At 47.7% G+C, this 19,478-nt stretch carries 19 protein-coding genes; 3 read left to right on the forward strand and 16 right to left on the reverse strand.

Annotation, left to right across the window (positions count from 1 at the left end):
• Window positions 1-21 precede the first annotated feature (21 nt).
• The 5 genes from AC2Q9J_RS10915 to mntR all read right to left on the reverse strand — a co-directional run bounded on the left by AC2Q9J_RS10915 (window position 22) and on the right by mntR (window position 4,526).
• Window positions 22-303 carry a GNAT family N-acetyltransferase gene (locus AC2Q9J_RS10915; protein ID WP_499039820.1) on the reverse strand — a complete coding sequence of 94 codons (282 nt, stop codon included), beginning with the start codon at window positions 301-303 and terminating at the stop codon, window positions 22-24.
• A gap of 16 nt (window positions 304-319) precedes the next feature.
• Complete coding sequence (locus tag AC2Q9J_RS10920) at window positions 320-1,291, reverse strand: ring-cleaving dioxygenase (protein WP_499039822.1); 972 nt, start codon at window positions 1,289-1,291, stop codon at window positions 320-322.
• Window positions 1,292-2,282: 991 nt separating this feature from the next.
• A complete protein-coding gene (locus AC2Q9J_RS10925) occupies window positions 2,283-3,167 on the reverse strand; it encodes a DUF1002 domain-containing protein (RefSeq protein WP_499039824.1) in 885 nt (294 codons plus the stop codon).
• Window positions 3,168-3,219: 52 nt separating this feature from the next.
• Entirely contained in the window at window positions 3,220-4,083 is an 864-nt protein-coding gene (locus AC2Q9J_RS10930) for a CvfB family protein (RefSeq protein WP_499039826.1), read from the reverse strand.
• Window positions 4,084-4,103: 20 nt separating this feature from the next.
• Window positions 4,104-4,526 carry a transcriptional regulator MntR gene (gene mntR / locus AC2Q9J_RS10935; protein WP_499039828.1) on the reverse strand — a complete coding sequence of 141 codons (423 nt, stop codon included), beginning with the start codon at window positions 4,524-4,526 and terminating at the stop codon, window positions 4,104-4,106.
• A gap of 164 nt (window positions 4,527-4,690) precedes the next feature.
• Between mntR and AC2Q9J_RS10940 the strand changes: the two genes are divergently transcribed.
• On the forward strand, window positions 4,691-4,846 hold the full coding sequence (locus AC2Q9J_RS10940; RefSeq protein ID WP_117313425.1) for a lmo0937 family membrane protein: 156 nt from the start codon (window positions 4,691-4,693) through the stop codon (window positions 4,844-4,846).
• 55 nt (window positions 4,847-4,901) lie between these two features.
• On the opposite strand, the gene AC2Q9J_RS10945 is transcribed toward AC2Q9J_RS10940, so the two are convergent.
• From AC2Q9J_RS10945 to AC2Q9J_RS10955, 3 genes are read right to left on the reverse strand one after another with little or no spacing between them, the layout of a single operon-like run.
• On the reverse strand, window positions 4,902-6,020 hold the full coding sequence (locus tag AC2Q9J_RS10945; protein ID WP_499039830.1) for a GNAT family N-acetyltransferase: 1,119 nt from the start codon (window positions 6,018-6,020) through the stop codon (window positions 4,902-4,904).
• 25 nt (window positions 6,021-6,045) lie between these two features.
• Entirely contained in the window at window positions 6,046-8,136 is a 2,091-nt protein-coding gene (locus tag AC2Q9J_RS10950; protein WP_499040456.1) for a heavy metal translocating P-type ATPase, read from the reverse strand.
• Window positions 8,108-8,464: an ArsR/SmtB family transcription factor gene (locus tag AC2Q9J_RS10955; RefSeq protein ID WP_499039832.1), complete on the reverse strand. Its 357-nt coding sequence runs from the start codon at window positions 8,462-8,464 to the stop codon at window positions 8,108-8,110. The genes AC2Q9J_RS10950 and AC2Q9J_RS10955 overlap by 29 nt, the downstream gene beginning before the upstream one ends.
• Before the next feature lie 174 nt (window positions 8,465-8,638).
• Here AC2Q9J_RS10955 and AC2Q9J_RS10960 point away from each other — a divergent pair, with 174 nt between their 5' ends.
• Window positions 8,639-9,058: a universal stress protein gene (locus AC2Q9J_RS10960; protein WP_499039834.1), complete on the forward strand. Its 420-nt coding sequence runs from the start codon at window positions 8,639-8,641 to the stop codon at window positions 9,056-9,058.
• A 117-nt stretch (window positions 9,059-9,175) separates the two neighbouring features.
• On the opposite strand, the gene AC2Q9J_RS10965 is transcribed toward AC2Q9J_RS10960, so the two are convergent.
• The 5 genes from AC2Q9J_RS10965 to murB form a co-directional block, all read right to left on the reverse strand.
• Window positions 9,176-9,511, reverse strand: coding sequence for a fluoride efflux transporter FluC (locus AC2Q9J_RS10965; RefSeq protein WP_499039836.1), 336 nt, complete (start codon window positions 9,509-9,511; stop codon window positions 9,176-9,178).
• Window positions 9,508-9,852, reverse strand: a complete 345-nt coding sequence (locus tag AC2Q9J_RS10970) for a fluoride efflux transporter FluC (RefSeq protein WP_499040458.1) — start codon at window positions 9,850-9,852, stop codon at window positions 9,508-9,510. The genes AC2Q9J_RS10965 and AC2Q9J_RS10970 overlap by 4 nt, the downstream gene beginning before the upstream one ends.
• Before the next feature lie 44 nt (window positions 9,853-9,896).
• A complete protein-coding gene (locus tag AC2Q9J_RS10975) occupies window positions 9,897-12,263 on the reverse strand; it encodes a penicillin acylase family protein (RefSeq protein WP_499039837.1) in 2,367 nt (788 codons plus the stop codon).
• Window positions 12,264-12,350: 87 nt separating this feature from the next.
• Window positions 12,351-13,829, reverse strand: coding sequence for a potassium/proton antiporter (locus tag AC2Q9J_RS10980; protein WP_499039839.1), 1,479 nt, complete (start codon window positions 13,827-13,829; stop codon window positions 12,351-12,353).
• Window positions 13,830-13,920: 91 nt separating this feature from the next.
• Window positions 13,921-14,838: a UDP-N-acetylmuramate dehydrogenase gene (murB, locus tag AC2Q9J_RS10985; RefSeq protein ID WP_499039841.1), complete on the reverse strand. Its 918-nt coding sequence runs from the start codon at window positions 14,836-14,838 to the stop codon at window positions 13,921-13,923.
• A gap of 203 nt (window positions 14,839-15,041) precedes the next feature.
• On the opposite strand from murB, the gene AC2Q9J_RS10990 reads away from it, so the two are divergent.
• On the forward strand, window positions 15,042-15,566 hold the full coding sequence (locus AC2Q9J_RS10990; protein ID WP_499039843.1) for a YceI family protein: 525 nt from the start codon (window positions 15,042-15,044) through the stop codon (window positions 15,564-15,566).
• An 807-nt stretch (window positions 15,567-16,373) separates the two neighbouring features.
• On the opposite strand, the gene AC2Q9J_RS10995 is transcribed toward AC2Q9J_RS10990, so the two are convergent.
• From AC2Q9J_RS10995 to AC2Q9J_RS11005, 3 genes are all read right to left on the reverse strand, one after another.
• The gene (locus tag AC2Q9J_RS10995; protein ID WP_499039845.1) at window positions 16,374-17,915 is read right to left on the reverse strand and encodes an FAD-dependent oxidoreductase; all 1,542 of its coding nucleotides are present in this window, start codon (window positions 17,913-17,915) and stop codon (window positions 16,374-16,376) included.
• Window positions 17,916-18,032: 117 nt separating this feature from the next.
• Window positions 18,033-18,662, reverse strand: a complete 630-nt coding sequence (locus AC2Q9J_RS11000) for an FMN-dependent NADH-azoreductase (RefSeq protein WP_499039846.1) — start codon at window positions 18,660-18,662, stop codon at window positions 18,033-18,035.
• A 105-nt stretch (window positions 18,663-18,767) separates the two neighbouring features.
• On the reverse strand, window positions 18,768-19,478 hold the full coding sequence (locus tag AC2Q9J_RS11005; protein WP_499040460.1) for a DsbA family oxidoreductase: 711 nt from the start codon (window positions 19,476-19,478) through the stop codon (window positions 18,768-18,770).

The raw sequence follows: 19,478 nt of genomic DNA on the forward strand, positions 1-19,478 counted from the left end.
CTCTCACTTTCGCTTTTCTATTTACACCTTTACATCCTCATATTCATCATACCGTTCGAAGACTGTCGCTACGTATGAGCAGACAGGCTCGATTTTGTATTCATTTTCACGTGCATATTCGACTGCGCGGTCAACCAGCTTTTTCGCCAATCCCTGATTGCGCATATTTTCATTTACAAAAGTATGTTCCACGACCATAACGTCTGCCATTTGGGTCCAGGTGATTTCAGCATTAACCGTTCCATTATCTTCATTGCGGAATGCAAATTCATCCTGGCCAAGCTCTACCATTTTAAAATCCATCTTCCATCCTCCTCGATTAGTGCTTATTAATACTCAACGGACGCAGCGATGCTTCTATTTCAGCTCTTTTTGGTTCCAGGAATGGCGGCAAAGCCAGTTCTTCCCCTAAACTTTCCATTGGTTCATCCGTCGCGAACCCTGGTTCATCCGTTGAAAGCTCAAATAGAATACCGTTTGGCTCCCGGAAATAGATGGCTTTGAAATAATACCGATCAACTTCCCCGGAAGTCATGAATCCGTTGTCCCGCAAATATTTATTCCATTTGCTGTATTCTTCAAAAGTCTTTACCCGAAATGCAACATGGTGGACACTCCCGCGCCCAGGACGTTCCGGCGGAAGATCCGGACGCTCCTCTACATGTACTTCGCCGGCAGGGCCGCCTTTTCCTGTCGAATAGACAAAAATATCTGCCATTCCTTCAACTTCAGATGGATAGGAACCGATTTCCTCGAAGCCCATGATTTCCGTCAACACCGCTGCCGTCCGGTCTTTTTTACGGACCGTCAGCCTTACATTTCCCAAACCGACAATCGCATATTCTTCCGGAACCCCAGCTTTCGTCCAAGGAATACCGTATTCAATGCCGGTGCCGTCATCAACCGTAAGCATTAACCTGGAACCTTCAAAGTCTTCAAATTCCAAAGTCCTGCGATTGAATCTTTCACGGATTTCACCGTGAGGCACCTGGAATTCCTCAAAACGCTTCAGCCAGTACTGCAATGCTTCCTCGCTTTTCACACGAAAAGCTGTATTGCTGATGCTTGAAACACCGGGATAAGTGCGCCCGGCCATCGGAATATCAAAATACGTCATATCTGTTCCCGGCGTACCTACCGCATCTGCGTAAAATAAATGATAGGATGATGTGGAATCCTGGTTAACGCTTTTTTTCACAAGACGCATGCCAAGGATTCGTGTAAAGAAATCATGGTTTTTATCTGCATTGGCCGTAATTGCTGAAACGTGGTGAATGCCTTCCAACTTCATAATAAATGCCTCCTTAAATTATCTTGAATTCGAGATATTAATTAAATAATAACATCCCCCGTCTCCTTCAGCAAGAAAACGGATTTAGATTAAAATGCAAAAACCCGACTCTTCTTGAATCATTTCGCTCTAGGCGGACGCGTTCCGCGGGGAGCGGCCTAAGCCTCCTCAGTCGCGATGAAAACCGATGCTCCTGTCTCTGCATCGCTGCACTAGCTTCGAGACATGAAAAACCGTTGCAGCGCCCTGCGCTTCGTCGCAAAGGTTCGACCGAATGTAGTTCGGTCAAACCTTCCCTGCAGGGTCTCAGGACTCGCTCTTTTTCCCGCAGGAAAGACTTTGGCCGAAGCTTGCGAGGAAAAGTCTTTGCGACGAAGCTAGTGCAGCGATGCAGGAGCATATCTTTGCTCTTCACCGTCTGTCACTTCATTTTGATTGCATTCTGAAATATGACATCCCCTCCTTTACTTGAAACAAGCTGAAGCAAATTTCTTAAATAGAAAGCAATCTAAAGATATGGAGCAAGACAGCGAAGACTCCCAGGGGATTAGAAACAGAGTTGGTTTGCCAACTCTGTTTCGAGCGAAGTGCTGAGATCCACTCGGACGAAGTGGAACGAGTCCGAGTTAGCTAAGAGTTGGCCGTAGCTTGCAAGGCCGGCTCTTTGCGACGAAGCTAGCGTAGCGATGCAGGAGCACGGGTTTTTGCAAGCCCCCAGGAAAGACTTGGCCGAAGGGAGTTCGGCCGGGTCTTTGCGACGAAGCTAGCGAAGCGATGCAGGAGCACCTGTTTTCGCGAAGCTGTTTTGTGTAATATCGATTATAAATAACTTTCAATTAAAAAATGCGGACAGCCAAGGCTATCCGCATTTTTGTGTCTAGACTCCTGCCGCCCAGCTCATGGGAGAAAAGGCTGCTCCTGCATCGCTGCGCTGCTACGTCGCAAGAGATAGCCCAAACTGGTTTGGGACTATCTCTCACAGTCGCTTTTCTTAGTTAAACCAAGAACGCACAGTGTTCGCCAGGTTTCTGAAGAATTCTTTGACGCTGTTCCAGAATCCTTCGTCGTTGACGATTGTGCCGATCTTGTCTTCGATCGTTTTGCTTAAGTCTTCAAGTTGAGTCGACCATTGGGAAAAATCGATATCCAATTGGCGGATCCGGTCCATCAAATCAATCAATAATTGACGGTCTTCCGGGCTCAGCTCAATTTGCAGCTTCGACAATTGCTCTTCTACAATCTGTTCCACATCTTCACGTGAAGCAGGGTTCTGTTCAGCAATCTGCTTTTTGATTTCTGTCAGCAACTCGCTTACTTTCGCTTCATCTACATCTTCAGCGAGTTCAGTAGCTACTTCAAGTTCATCGTTTGCAACGTCTGTCCGTTCAGGATCTAATTGTTCGCCATTTACTTCATAAGCTTTGTAAATACCTACAAGTGCTGAGTGGCCTGTTACCGGTTTTGGTGCGGCAACTTCAACTGTCGCATTTTCGATTCCTGCCGTCAGCATCGCATTGGCATACATTTCCGTTGTTACTTGTGTGATGTTATCCGGTGTTACGATTTGGATGACCAGGCCTTCGCCTTCATCTTTACGGGTGATTTTTGCTGAAGAAAACATACGCGCACGCGCGTCCCCATCTTTGATGTAAGTGACAAGGTCTTCGCCAGTGACTTCGATTTCTTCCACTTCTGACTCTTCTTCAACACTCAGGCTTTCAGCGACGCTTGCTTTTTCGTCTTCAGAGAGATTTCCTCCGTATACTACAATCGGCACTCCGTATTTTTCATTGATGCCGACGTTCGCTGCAGCCCAGGAAGGGATGAGCGTCGATACCATTAGAATCATTGCTATGGTTGCTATCAGTTTCTTCATCTTTTTAGCCCCTTTCATAGAAATAATACGAATCCGCTTCAGAAAGGTTGCATCAATGCTGCTGAAGTTTAGTCCAGCCGTCTTCCTGCACAATTCGGCGGTCTTTATAAAGGCGTCCCAAAGCGCGTTTGAACGCCGCTTTGCTCATGCCGAACATTTCCTGGATTTCTTCGGGAGAAGATTTATCGCCGAATGGCATTTGGCCGCCTGATTCGGTTAAATAACGCATTATCGTTTCAGCGTCATCCGATAAACGTTCCTGCTTACGTGGAAGCAGTGAACCATTCAACGTGCCGTCGTCTTTCACTCCGATGATGCGTACTGTTTTTTCTTCACCCAGACGCGGCTCTTCTTCCCGCTCTGTTTCATGGACAAAGATCCGGTACATTTCCGGAACGGAAATCATGAAGGTCCCGACTGGCAGCAAGCGATAAGCCCGCGCTTTCAAATCCTGATTATAGACAGAGGTCGGCGCCTCAACATACAATTCGTTGACCTTTTCTTCTGTTGCCAAGCGTCCGTATAAATCGCCGTAACGGTCTGTCCGGATCGTCATGAAAATATGGTCGCCTTGTTTTGGCCACAGTTCTTCAAATTGCGGCAAATCTGCCGGCAATAAATAAACTTCACGCGTAGTGCCGATATCCACTACCGCTCCTTCGCGCTTGGAAACTTTCAACACTTTCGCCCAGCCATAAACACTTGGCAAAATATGCGGAATCATCGGCGTCGCTGAAATGCCGCCTTGGCGGTTGCGGTAAAGGAAAACTTCAATTTCTTCTCCTATTTCACGGCCTTCTTCGATTTCCGACTCGTTCATCAGAACTTCATCGCCTGAACCGTCTGATAAGATCCACTGGGAACCCGACCGGTCCTTAATTTGCAATACTGCTTTTTCACCTGGATGCAATGCCATAATGAAACCTCCTGTTTCTTTTAACTATTCTTTTCTTCGTTTTTCAGCTTTTCCAGCTTTTCGATAAATTGAGGGTTTTCCTCAAGTACCTGGACAAGATCAGCAATTCGATTGATCGAATTCCAGCTCAAATGGTGTTCAATTCCTTCCACATCATTGTAGATGCGTTCCTCATCAACACCAATAAGCCGTAAAAACTGCTCCAGCAAATCATGTCTTTTAACAAGGCGTTTGCCTAATTTCTGTCCTTGCGGCGTCAGTACAAGTCCCCGGTAACGTTCATAAATCAGATAACCGTCCTTATCCAGCTTCTGCACCATTTTTGTTACGGATGAAGGCAGCACGGATAACGCCTCGGCTATATCTGAGACACGGGCGTAGCCTTTTTGTTCGATTAATGAGTATATGATTTCAATATGGTCTTCCATACTTGGAGTAGGCAAATTTCGTTCCTCCCTAACGTAGCTAACCTTAAGTTTACTATACCCTCCCCCTGTGAACAACCGAGCCTTGCCGACACTCATTACAGTTTTTTTCCACGAAAGGTTTGCGGGGTATTTTTTGAGGGTACATATTACTATCTAAGCAGAAAGGTCGGTGAAAACACATGGCTCGTATTTTATGGATTATTCTTGTAGTTATTTTAGCAATTTGGCTTATCGGATTTTTAATGGACGTAGCAGGCGGATTAATTCACCTACTACTAATCGTAGCAGCAATCATTCTTATCGTTAACTTGATTTCCGGTAGGAAAGGGATATAGAAGAAGAGACGGCGAGGGTCAATCCTCACCGTCTCTTTTTCTGTTTATATACCTGCTACTCTCTGATTTTCGAATAAACGCATGTATCGCGCAATTTATTGTCGAGACGGGAGATCGTCTCATTGCGCAGGATGCCTTCAAGTTTAAAATCGAGCCTCTCCGCAACGGCACGGCTTCTGACATTGTCAGGATCGCATTTGATTTCCACACGGTTCGCCCCAAGTTCCTCGAACGCGAAGCGCGTTATGCGCTCGACCGCTTCCGTCACATAGCCTTTTCCTTCAAAACGATTATCGACCCAATAGCCGATTTCAAACTTACGCACTTCCCAGTCGATGCGGTGAAGTCCGCTGGATCCGATGAATTCCCCGGTTTCTTTCTGGAAGAAATGAAGACGGAGATCTTTTCGCAATTGGAAATCGGCTGCCGCTTCAATGAGGTTCGCTTCAATCTGTTTCAGGTCAGGTTTTTTCTGCGCAAACGGCATCCACGGACGCAGCGATTCAATGGAATGCTTGATCGCTTCATAGCTGTGGACAGCATCTTCACGGCGTGGCGCACGGATCAGCAATCGCTCAGATTCGAATTCATCCGGGAAGTCGAGCAATACGGGATTGAATGGCGACACGGATGGTTCCGCAATCGTATCTTCCCATAATACAGGCGTTGTAACACCCTGCTGCCAGTCTTCTCGGGTCATCCCGTACGTGACCGCATCGAAATAACGGTTTTCTTTTGCAGAAAACCAGGCTTGGCGGATATGGGCTTCTTTTACAAACCCCGTCCGTTCAAAAGCCTTGCGCATTGCAAAGTTATCATGGCGCGTATGGCCTTCGAGGCGGATTTTCTTTTCAGGCAATGAGAAAACGAAATCCGCTGTCATTTTCAACGCTTTAGGCCCGTAGCCTTTTCCCCGGTAAGGATCGGCAATCCGCAAATCGAAAAGCGGGATGTCATCCTGCAAGTCAAAGATCTTCACAAGCCCCACTTGTTCCCCTTCATCATTTTCCACCCAAAAGGTGGTCACCTGATCAGACTGGTAACCGCCTTCTTCTATCGTCTTCTGTATTAAAGCACGGACAGGGTGTTCCTGTCCGTGATATGGCCAGGAATTCGTTGTCATAAAATGGATCAGCTGTTCTTGCTCTTCCATTGTCCATTCAGTTAATTTCAAAACAAATCCTCCAAGCATGCATTGCTTACTTTTGAACCTTTACGAGGCGCAGAGCATTCAAGATTACGAGCAGGGTCGCACCCATGTCCGCGAAAATCGCAATCCATAAAGTGAGCCAGCCCGGAATGATCAACAGCAAAGCAATTACCTTCAGCCCCAAAGCAAACATGATATTTTCCTTTATTATACGCAATGTCTTGCGGCTTAGTCGAATCGTATAAGGAAGTTTTTCAAGATCGTCTGCCATGAGCGCAATGTCGGCTGTTTCAAGCGCCGCATCGGTACCCGCTCCTCCCATGGCAATGCCGACTGTAGAGGCCGCCAGTGCCGGAGCATCATTGATGCCATCGCCGACCATCGCGACGCGGCCATATTGCTTCTGAAGTTCACGGATTGAGGATAGTTTGTCCTGCGGCATCAATCCTGCCCGTACATCGGTAACACCGATTTCTGCTGCAATGGCATTGGCAGTCGCGGGATGGTCACCTGTCAGCATAATAGTGCTGCCGATGCCCATCTCTTTTAGTTTCTGCACAATGCCCGGGCTTTCGTTCCGAATCGCATCAGCGACAGCAATGACCCCGATAATTTCTTTTTCTTTAAAGACCGCCATCACCGATTTGCCGCCCTGTTGCAGACGTCGTGCTTCGTCAGAGACCTTAAGCCCAAATTCTTCTGCCCACAGCAGGCTGCCGATATGGGTCCGCTCGCCATTAACCAGGGCATAAGCACCTTTGCCGGTAACCGAATTAAAACCTTCGGAAGGAAGGAGCTGTGTTGCTTCCTTGACGATAGCGCGCGCCAATGGATGCTGGGACATCGATTCAGCTGATGCGGCCAATTGGACAAGCTGCTCTTTCGTATAGCCATTTTCGGGAATCGCATCCGTCATTTCGGGATACCCTTTTGTCAGTGTGCCAGTTTTATCGAACGCAACAGCGTTGATGCGGCCCGTTTCTTCCAAATGGATGCCGCCTTTAATGAGAACGCCCTGTCTCGCCGCATTGCCGATAGCTGTGACGATGGCAACTGGAGTTGACACGACCAGCGCACACGGACAGCCGACGACCAGAACAGCCAAACCTTGATAAATCCATAGCTGCCAGTCGCCTGTCACATAACCCGGCACCAATGCCACTAAAAAGGCGATGGCGATGATGGCGGGTGTGTAGTATTTCGCGAATTGATCGATAAATTTCTGCGATGGCGCTTTTTCCGCTTGCGCTTCTTCCACCAAGTGGATGATTTTAGCGATGGTTGTATCTTCAACGCGTTTGGTGACGGTCACCTCAAGCGCGCCTTCCTCGTTCATCGTGCCGGCAAATACGTCAGCTCCCGGTCGTTTGACTTCCGGAATCGATTCACCGGTGATGGCCGCCTGATTGACAGCAGATTCTCCGCGCAGGACTACGCCATCCATTGCAATTTTCTGTCCCGGTTTGACGATCAGGACATCGCCGATCCGCACTTCTTCCGTATCCATTTCAAGCAATTCACCGCCCCGCTGGATCAAAGCACGTGCAGGCGCAAGATCCATCAGGCTTCGTATTGATTGTCGTGCTTTATTCATCGAGAAGGATTCAAGCGCTTCACTGATCGCAAATAAAAACACGACCACTGCCCCTTCACGCCATTCACCGATAATGGCTGCACCGATGACCGCGATCGTCATCAACGTTTTCATATCAAATTCGAGACGGCTAAGGTTCATCAAGCCGGTGCGGAACATATGATAGCCGCCGACAAGCATGGAACTGCCGAACAGTCCGATGGCCCACGGGTTGCCTTCGCTCGTCTGGAAAGAAAGGATGACACCGGCAATCAGCAGCACAAACGAAATTGCGGTTTCAATCGTCTGCCGCCGTTTGTAAAAAGGCGTATGCTCAATTTTCGCTTTTTCCGGATAAACCCGGATGTGGTCAAACGCCCCGGCGCGTTCCAGTTCTTCGATGGAAACATTGCCGTCCACAGTTAATTTTGATGCGCCGAAATTCAATTCAACATCTTTGATCTCCGGCAGGCTGCGTATATTTTTTTCGAATTTCGCCGCGCAATTTGTGCAGGACAGGTTTTCAAGACGATACGTTTTAACCAATCTCCACACCTTCTTTCGCATGTTCATGTGCAATGGTCACAAGCTGATGGACATGCTTATCCGATAGTGAATAGTAGATTTGTTTGCCTTTTCGTTCGGATTTCGCAAGTTTGCGCTCACGCAGGTACCGCAAATGATGGGAGGCAGTGGCTGTTGACCCTCCAATTACCGCAGCAATATCACAAACACACATTTCTTCTTCTATTGTTAACGCAAAAGCGATTTTCAGACGTGTCTCATCGGCCAATGCCTTGAAAAGAATCGCCACATCAGTGAGATCCGTCATTTGGTTTTGAACATTTTCCACTCTTTCGGGATGGACTTTTGTAATTTCACAAATCTCTTTCATGGCACTTCCCCCTGTTCAATCAAATAGACATTTGATTGTTTCTATCAGTTTACCTCTTCTTTTTTTCATAGTCAAACCTTCATTTGAATGTTTACATCCTTCATTGCTGAAAAGGAATTCACACTGATTTTGTCGAATAAAGACTTAAGCTTTTTAACTAAAGGGGGTAGTGGGATGTATCAGAAAATACTTTTGGCAGCTGATGGTTCTGAACACTCAAGACGGGCTGCGGCTGAAGCATTAAAAATGGCGAAGATGTTTAAAGATGCCGCTGTGACATTGCTTTATGTAGTCGATTATGAAAAAGCACGGACGGAAGTGCAGCACGATAAACACAGCGGTGAACTTCATCATTACCGTCGCCAGCTGCTTTTGCCGCTTGAAGAAATTTTCAGTTCTGCCGGGGTGCCATTTGAAACCACGACCCTGCATGGTACGCCCGGCCCGACAATCATAAAGCATGCCAACGAAAACAATTACGACGTCATTTTTATCGGCAGCCGCGGACTCAATTCCTTTCAGGAAATGATGCTTGGCAGCGTCAGCCACAAAGTGGCAAAACGAGTGCATGCGCCTGTGGTAATAGTTAAATAGAGAAAAGCGGAAGTGCCTGTTCAGCTAGATTGCCTTATGACCCGAAGAGCTAGGTACTGGAGTCTGGACAACAAAAAGCTGGAACCGAGGTGGCAATCGCCTTGGTTCCAGCTTTTTTCAAAAAATCATATATGCCGCTACGAATAAACCCAATCCGCCGACAAGGTTTGCGAGCAGGTACGAAACCCCTGCAAGCCATTTGCCGTCTTCAAAATCCTTCACCGCATCCAGTGCCATTGTTGAGAAAGTGGTGAATGCACCAAGAAATCCTGTCAGCCAAAAAACGGACAGATTGCCGCTACCAACAAGCGCACCCAATGCAAAGGAACCGAGGATATTCACCAGCAGCGTCGCAATTTTCGGCTGTCGCCAGCGGACTTCCGCAACCATGTAAAACAGGTAACGGGCCATAGCGCCGAGAAACCCGCCAAGCGCAATTTCAATCAGGCTCATTCCCTCACCCCTTTCCGGCCAAGCCACAGCCCTGCGGCAGCTGCCGCCGTTGCCGCAGCTGTCATCCCGAGACCGTACAGAATTCCTGTAGCCAGAGATGACTCAAGCGCCCGGAACCAGTCATTCGAGAAAGCCGAAAAAGTTGTAAATGATCCAAGCAGCCCAGTCGAGATGAACAGCCGAAGTTCAGCGGATTTTCCGCTGAGTTTCATGACTGCGAAACCGATCAGAAAACTGCCGATTATATTGATGATCCAGAGACTGACAGTGCTCGGAACCGCTGCGTAAATCCACGCCCGCAGCAGCGAACCGGCCATGCCCCCGAATCCGACCGCTAACATCTTATTCAAGTCAAACGCCCCATATCTTTTTTCACCATTATAACTTACTCAGCTTTGAGTGTTAAGGTCGATCCTTCCGCTGAACCATCTATCGGTGTTTCATGATAATCGCCCTCTGCCCATTTATCGACCTGATTATGGAAGAAGTCAGATTTCATATGACCGCTCAGACCTGGTCCTACAATATGATAGGCGCTTGACATATCGGAGAGATCCGCAACGAATCGCCATGCCGCACCGTGGTCGACATTGCCTTCTTCATCGAATGCCGCCGCTTGCACGGTTATATTTGAACCGCCGAGCGCCACCGGATCCGGATTCAGGATACTTTCGAATATCGGGGAAGCCCCCGCCAGCGGATGCGGGAAGGTCAACTGATGGTATTCTCCCCATTTCCAGTCTCCTGCATCATTGCCGAATTCATCTTCGACTTCCGTTAAACTCGTTTCCAGCGCATCCGTCAGCCATTTTCCGACGCCGCCATATTCACTGACCCACGTTCCGTCATTGCCGGCAAACGAGTCGCGCATCATCGCATCAGTAATGTGATTTTTGCCGGGCATCAAATCATAGACATCCTCGGGGAAACTGTCTTCCAGCAATGTATGCGGCAGCTGTTTCATCCATTTATGGAAAATCAGCGGCGCCGCCTGGTCTGCGCTATCCACTTGATCCCAGCTCTCGAGTACCGAAAGCACTTCATCATATTCATCGCTCTCTGCCCTCACTGTGCCAATCATCTCCGCCAGAAATTCTTCAGCGTACAGATTTTTCTTATCCATCTGCAGCTCCATCATATCTTCCGGCGTTAAATCGTCAGATGCTTCAAGCACTTCCGCGATTCGCTTGTAGCGATAAGGCTGAGCCCAAAAATCAGTGATGTGGTAACCATAGGAATCATCGACCACTTCATTGTTCGCCGTAGCAATAAAACCGTTTTCCGGATTCACAACAGTCGGCAATTCGTTGAATGGCACATAGCCTTCCCAGCCATAATCCGCGGAATCACCGGGAACCGGCAATTGGCCATCACCCGTTTTGCGGATTGGAATGCGTCCGTTCGCTTTATAGGCGATCGTGCCATCAGTTGCCGCAAAAACAAAATTCTGGGCAGGTGCCTGGAAATCTTCCAGCGCCGTTTCAAAGTCTTCCCAGTTTGAAGCTTTATTGAACCCCAGCACTGCCTGCAGTTCCAGAGTCGGCTCAAGTGCAGTCCATTGCATTGAAAACACCGCACCCGGATCTTCCTCTTCATAGAGCAGTTCGGAAATAACCGGACCGTGGCGTGTGACCACTACTTCAAAATCTACCGTCTCGCCGTCTTTCACTTTAATCGGCTCATCCCGTACTTCAGCTTGTTCCCACTCACCTTCGTAACGGAATTGAGTCGGATCTTCCGGATTCGGCGTTTCGATGTATAGATCCTGTACATCTGGGCCTACATTGGTAACACCCCAGGCGACTTCTTCATTGTGTCCGAGAATGATGCCGGGGACACCAGCGAAAATGACGCCGCTGACATTCTGTTCCGGTGATTGCAAATGCATCTGATACCAAATTGACGGCGTACTCAACCCAAGATGTGGATCATCCGCGAGAATCGGCATGCCGCTTTCTGTCTTATCACCGGATACAACCCAGTTATTGCTGCCATTGAATTCATTCGGCACGAGCGATGCATCGAATTCGCCTGCCACTTTTACCTGGTTGTTGATATTGGCTTCGATAATCGACGGTGCATCTTCCGGATATTCGATGAACAATTCTTTAGCTTTATCTTCCGGAAACTCACCGAGCGCCCAGTGCCTGACAGCAAGCGATGACCAGTTGCCGCCAAGATCGTAAGCCATGAACTTGCCGATGGCCAATGAATCGACCGGCGTCCACTCCTCCGGTTCGTAGCCGAGCAGACTGAATTCATAGCTCAGCGTATCACTCTCTTTTGCTTCATCAATAAAAGCATTTACCCCTTCAGCAAACCATTCCAGCACTTGTTTCGAATCTTCGTCATAACCTTCCCAGGATTTTTCAGCCGCATCACGCAAACTGAAAGTGCGGAAAAATTTATCGGTGTCGACAGCCGCAGCGCCGACTGCCTCCGCCAATCTTCCGCTTGCCTGCCGCCTTGACAAATCCATCTGGAACAGCCGATCCTGTGCCACAACATAGCCTTGCGCACGGTAAAGATCTGCATCCGATTGCGCTTCAATATGCGGCACGCCGATATCATCGCGTACAACCGTAACATCCTCGTCCAGCACGGAGACATCAAGTTCTCCCGTAATCGTCGGTTCTGATTTCCCTATGTAAGCGTTAACATAAATAAGCCCGATAACGACAACCGCCACCAGCACCCCAAGCGTCCCCCACACCCATTTGAGCCATTTCCTCTTTTTCTTCTTTTTCTCCATTTCTCTTTCTCCCCCTTTTCGATATCTTATTTTATTCGACCATAAAGCTGGTAATTCCTGCTATAGAAAAAGCCCGCAATTTGCGGGCTAGTTTACAATGTCCTCTTCACCAAGGACCATTTTCACTTTGGATACTTGTTTTTTCTCTGTCAGGACATAAAGTACGTCTCCGACTTTGAGTTTCGTTGTGCCGGTCGGCATGACCAGGCGGCCTGAGCGGATGATCGCACTGATCAGCGTCTGTTTCGGCAAACCGATTGTCTGCACCAGCTGGCCGGCAAACGGTGATTTGCTGGTCAATTCAACTTCCAGCATTTCCGCATTCGCTTTGTCCATCGACACTAATTCAAGTGAGTGGATACGTTTAGGCGATGGCCGCCCATTCAATTTCAATTTATTCGCAAAGAATGGAATGGTTGAACCCTGCAGCAAAGCGGAAGTCAAAACGATAAAGAATACTACATTAAAGAACAGGAAACTGTTTTCAAGACCTGCGAGCATCGGGAACGTCGCCAATACGATCGGTACGGCACCGCGCAGCCCTGCCCAGGACATGAACAGTTTTTCATTCAGTGAATAATCAAAGAAAATCGTCGACACAAATACGGCAATCGGCCGTGCGATAAAGATCAGCACAAGCGACAGCACAAGCCCTTTCCAGATCAAGTCCCAGTCAGCCAACTGGCTCGGGAAAACGAGAAGTCCAAGGATGACGAACATCAGGATCTGCATGAGCCATGCAAGGCCTTCATTGAAACTGATGATCGAGTAGCTGTGCGTCAAATCGCGCGTTCCGATGACGAGAGCCGCCAGGTAGACCGCCAACAGCCCGCTGCCGCCCAGAATAGCTGTAAAGCTGTAGATGAATATCGCAAAGCCGACAGATAATACAGCATACAGACCTGAAGCGTTCAGTTTGATCCGGTTAATCGTCCATGAAGCGAACAGGCCAAGCACCACGCCCAGAATCGCTCCCACACCCATTTGCAGCACAAAGCTGCCAAGCATTGTAAAGACTGAGGATTCCGGAGTCAGGATCAATTGGATAAAGGCGATTGTCAGGAACATCGCCATCGGGTCGTTGGTACCGGATTCCGCTTCCAGCGTGGAAGAGATTCGGCCTTTGATGTTTTGTCCGGCAAGAACAGAGAAAACGGCTGCCGCATCGGTTGATCCGACGATCGAACCGAGGAGCAGGGCTTCCAGAACCGTAATGCCCAGCACATAATAAGCTGCAACTGCCACTACCGCAGTTGTAATCAGAACGCCAAGCGTGGCCAGAACCAGAGAACCGCCAAGAACAGGGCGTATATTTTTCCATTGTGTCTGCAGTCCACCTTCAAACAATATGATGATCAAAGCAACTACACCGACAAGTTGGGCAACTTCAGCATTGGAGAAATAGATGAGGCCGGAAATATCACTGCCAAGGATCATTCCGATGATCATGAAGAGAACGAGGGAAGGAACTCCAGCGCGTGCTGAAACTTTGGTCATAATTACACCCATTAAAAGAAAAGCACCACATATTAATATAATTCCGTTAATTGTAAAGTCTATCACCATCAGCTCCCACCATTTTTTACTATTCAATTATAGCATGATATTACGCCATTAAAAAAACGGGAGCCCTTGGAAAAAGGCTCCCGTCGTTTATTCACACTGTATCGTCGCCGACAATCTTCACTTCAAGTTCCAGATCGATGCCGAATTTTTCACGGACAGCCGATTTCACCATTTCAATGGTCTGGATATAATCGTTTGCGGTCGCATTGTTTTTATTGACTATGAATCCCGCGTGTTTGGTCGAAACTTCCGCTCCGCCGAATCCTTTGCCCTGCAATCCGCTTTCCTGGATCAGCTTGCCCGCAAAATTGCCCGGCGGACGTTTGAAAACACTGCCTGCAGAAGGAAACTCAAGCGGCTGTTTGGATTCGCGCTGATAGGTCAGATCAGTCATCTTTGCATCGATGACATTTTGGTCGCCTTTTTCAAGGCCGAATTCAGCTGAAAGAACATAATAACCTTTTTTCGTAATGACACTCTTGCGGTAATCCAGTTCCAGCTCTTCTTTGGACAAGACCAGTTTTTCACCCGTACTGGTCAACACAGTCGCCCGGACGATGATGTCTTTAATCTCGCCGCCATATGCACCGGCATTCATCGCCATCGCACCGCCGACAGAACCGGGGATTCCACAGGCAAATTCAAAGCCTGTCAATGTATTGGATGCTGCCGCTTTTGAAACTTCTTTGATATTCGCGCCGCCCTGGGCATAGACATGCAGCCCATCGATGCGGATTTCGTTGAGGCTTTTCAGGTTCAGCACAATGCCCCTTACCCCTCCGTCACGAACGACCATATTTGAGCCATTCCCCAATAACAATAGAGGAATATTATTTTCATATGCATATTTCACTGTATAAGCAGTTTCATTTTCATTTGTCGGTGATACAAAAATATCAGCCGGTCCGCCCATTCTAGTCAATGTATGGAGATGTAGCGGCTCGTCGATTTTCACGTGGCTGTCCGCCACAAATCGGCGAAGGTCTGATAACCATCTTTCTTTCGTCATTCCAAGCAAATCCCTTCTAAACTTTTAACTCCTAATAGTATCCGATTTTATTGTGCTTTTGACAAGCTTTTATGGTCAGTTACGTTCAAAAGTCCAATAAAAAATATATCTCGAATTCGAGAATAATTAATTAAAGTATATTGACATCATAGTTTTATTGCTTTATAGTTTGGATAGACATAAAATATTGGAGGAAATTAAACATGAAAAAATGGACAGTAGACACAGCGCATTCAGAAATCGGATTTTCAGTAAAACACATGATGGTTTCAAAAGTAAAAGGCTCTTTCGCATCATACGATGCAACAGTGGAAGCTGACGAAACAGATCTTCAAGGCGCTTTGATCGATTTCAAAATCGACGTGGCGAGCATCAACACAAATAACGAAGACCGTGATAACCACTTGCGTTCGGCAGATTTTTTCGACGCTGAGCAGCATCCTCATATCACATTCAACGCAAACGAAATCGTTAAAAAAGGCGATGACGAATATGAGTTGACTGGCGACTTGACGATGAAAGGTGTTACTCGCCCAGCTACTTTCGAAGTGGAATACGGCGGCAAAGGCGTTAACCCATGGGGCGTAGAAGTTGTAGCATTCAGCGGTGAAGGCAAAGTAAACCGCAAAGATTTCGGTCTTACTTGGAACCAGACGCTTGAAACAGGCGGCGTACTTGTCGGCGAAGACATCAAAATCACGTTGGAACTGCAAGCTAATCCGGCGTAAGAAAAGCGACGGCACCCGTTTAGCTCTGAATGGCATAAGACAGAACAGCGAAGCGGCGATTAGCCGCGCAGCTGGACTGGCTTATGCCCCGAAGAGCTGGGTCGCCGGAGTCTGGACAGCGAAAACTCTTTTCTACAAAATACTTAAAGAATAAAAAAGGAGCTGCAGATTTAATTGCAGCTCCTTTTTAACATCGTCGAGAAGCCGTTAACTTCTTAAATCATTTCGCTATAGGCGGAAGCTTTCCGCGGGGAGCGGCCTAAGCCTCCTCATCCGCTTCGCTCCTTGCGGGGTCTCAGGACTCGCTCTGATTCCCGCAGGAAAGACATTGGCCGAAGCTTGCGAGGGCAAGTCTTTGCGACGAAGCAGCGCAGCGATGCAGGAGCACATCTTCGCCCTTCACCGCCTGTCGCTCCATTTGGGATTTGTGTAGAATTACGTTACTACTTTCTTATTTAATACAGACTTAAATAGATAACCTTTGTAGAAAGTAACCTGAGATATGGAGCAAAACAGCGAAGACTCCCAGAGGAACAGAAACGGAGTTGGCTTTCCAACTCCGTTTCGAGCGAAGTGCTGAGATCCACTCGGGCGAAGTGAAACGAGCACGAGTTAGCTCAGCGCGAGCCAAGCGCGGCCCAGGTTCCTCCGGCCAGCGCTTTGCGACGAAGCTAGCGCAGCGATGCAGGAGCACGGGTTTCAGGAACGCGAAGCTGTTTTGCGGAATATCGGTTTTATTTTATTTTCTCCATCAAAAAGGAGCTGCAGATTCACTGCAGCTCCTTTTACTTTTATACCTGAAATTGATTACTCTTCAATCCGCTTCAGCGGTTTGACGGCCGGGCCTTCTAATACTTCACCGGTATAAGAGAAGCGCGAGCCGTGGCACGGGCAATCCCATGACCGTTCCGCATCATTCCATTTCGTTTCACAGCCCATATGCGTACAAGTCGTGTCAACGAGGTGAAGCTGGCCGTATTCGTCCCGATATCCACCCGCTGCGCCTTTGGAAGTTTTGACGCTTGCTCCTTCTCCTTTTTCCAGCGAATCCGGAGTTTTCATCGGTTTTTTCAATTTGCCCGTGACCAATTCTTTCGCCACCGAGGCATTGTCTTTTACGAAACTTGCCATGTCCACCGCTTTCATCTTCGTACGGGTCGGATCGTAAAGAGACGCGTAGCGGTTTTCATTGCCCAGAATCTGATCGCTCAATAACATGCCCGCGAGTGCGCCATGGGCCATCCCCCATTTCCGGAAACCGGTTGCCACCAGGATATTTTCATAACCGACAGTGCTTGTGCCGATATACGGGATCTTATCGAGCGTCGACTGATCCTGCGCTGACCAGCGGTACGGAATGTCTTCCACGCCAAAATGTTCATCTCCCCATTTCGCGAGTTTTTCATATTTCTCCATCGTCTCGCCTTTTTGCTTGCCGACTCCGTGGCCTTCGCCGCCGATGAGAAGAAGGCGCTCGCCGTTGTCGTCTGTCGCGTAGCGCAAAGAACGCATCGGCATATCCGTGCTGATATACATATGTTTGGGAACTTCACCTTTCACTTTGGCCGCCACAATATAAGAACGCTGAACAGACATTCTGGCGAAATACATGCCATCCGAGTCGTTGAACGGATAGTGGGTGGCCACTATCACTTTTTCACAAGACAGGTGTGACATGTTCTCAGTTTGAATCACCGGATTCTTTTTGCTGAGAATTTTCTGGGCGCGCGTCTGTTCATAGATGGTGCCGCCGAGTTTTTCAAACTCTTTCACTAGTCCCGCGAGGAATTTCACCGGATGGAATTGCGCCTGGTTGCGCATGACGACCGCTTCTTTCACCGCAAACGGCAGTTCCACTTCCTCTTTCGCCAAACCTCCCGGAATACCGAGCTGCTGGTACGCCTCCGCTTCCTGTTCGATCAGTTTCGCGCCGATTGCCGTATTGGCGTAGACAAACGCATCCTGATGCTCAAAATCGCAGTCGATGCCGAGTTCTTCAGCAGTATTTTTGATGAAATCCAAGCCTTCCATATTGGCATCGTAATACCTCTTCGCGTCGACCTCCCCGGACATTTTTATCAGCGGAAAATAAAACAGGCCATGCTGTGCCGAAATTTTCGCAGTGGTATAGCCGGTTACACCATCAATCAATTTTCCGGCATCGAGCAGCACCACCCTTTTCCCCGCTTTCGCCAATAGATATGCGCTGATGATACCGGCTATGCCTCCACCGACTACCCCAACTTCCGTTGACTCGTTTTTCTGGAGCTGAGGATAATCCGGTATGTCTTTGAATTCGCGCCAATAGGATTCTTTCGATTCTGGAATGTTCGTGTGTTCATTCTTCATCGCCGCATGATACCTCCTAATATTTTCATTTACTCCCTATGTACCCTTCCATCCAAAAAATAAGCGCATATAAAAACCCGGAAACGCATTTGCGCTTCCGGGTTGGGTTTCGTTCTATTAAACTCTCACTTTTTCAAGTGACTGAGCCATTTCTTCAACGCGTTTCATGCCATCTTCAATGATTTCCTGTGCTTTGTCAGGATACATATTGTGGCCTTCGATGATTACTTCCTCGATATCTTCGATGCCGAAGAAGTTCATGATCATACGGATGTAATTTACGCTCATTTCGCTTGGCGCCATTTCCGGCGTTGAGTAGATTCCTCCGCGAGCGTTCAAAATGATGACTTTCTTTTCCGGTACAAGGCCTTGTGGACCTTCTTCCGTATATTTAAATGTTACACCAGCACGGTAGATGTAATCGATGAAAGTTTGCAGTGGAGCTGGAATTGTTTTATTCCATAATGGGAATGCGAATACGACAACATCAGCGTCAAGGAAAGCATCCATCGCTTTGTTCGCAGCCGTCAAAATGCGCTGTTCGATATCATTCAATTCTTCAGCTTGCGCAGATTTTTGCATAGCATCGAAGAAATCCTGACCGAAATATGGCATATCTTCTTTGAATACGTCGAATGTTTTTACATTCGCTTCACTTCCTACATTGTCCATAAATACATCGTACATTTTACTTGAAACGCCCTCAGATGCGGGACGGTTATTGGCTTTTACTACTAAAACGTTCATAAAAAACAAAACTCCTTTATTTCTAATTTATTATTTATCTCAAATTAAAGACTTCCTAATTCTAATTAATAATCGGAACCCAGTCAATTAAGTTGCCTGTCTGGATCAATCGGAAGAACAGGAGTCACCTGTACAATAAGTTGTTTTCTTGCTGCCCGTTGGTTTCAATGCTGGACGCAATCCTTCTTCATCAGCGATTTGCTTGATGGAATCGATGAATGCTTCCAAAGGCTGTGCGCCGGAAATCGCGTATTTTCGGTTGATGACGAAAAAAGGAACTCCCTGAACGCCCAGTTGACCGGCTTCCGCAATATCCTGTTCGACATCAGCAATAAATTCATCAGAGTCCAGGACTATCTTAGCTTCATTGCGCGGCAATCCAACTTTTTCCGCATGATCCAATAACACATCGTGTTTGCCGATATGCTCAGCTTCTACAAAATATGCGTTCAGCAGCTGTTCGGTTAAAACTGCTTCTCTTCCTTGAGTTTCTGCCCATTTTACCAGGCGATGCGCGGCCAGTGTATTTGCCTGGACCATATTATCAAAGTCATATTTCAAACCGACTTGTTCTGCATGGTCTGCTACACCTTTCGTCATCTCTTTTGCCTGCTCTATAGATTGGCCAAATTTCGCAGCCAGACTTTCATATACGGGAATACTGGAATCTACAGGAGTGGCTGGATCCAGTTGATATGCCTTGAAAGTGACTTCGGCCTGATTATTAAAGCCTGTTTTCAGAAGTGCCTGTTCCAGTGTGCGTTTGCCTATGTAACAAAACGGGCACACATAATCCGACCAAATTTCAATTTTCAA

It is taken from the genome of Planococcus sp. RAB007_Raresut (assembly GCF_057369535.1).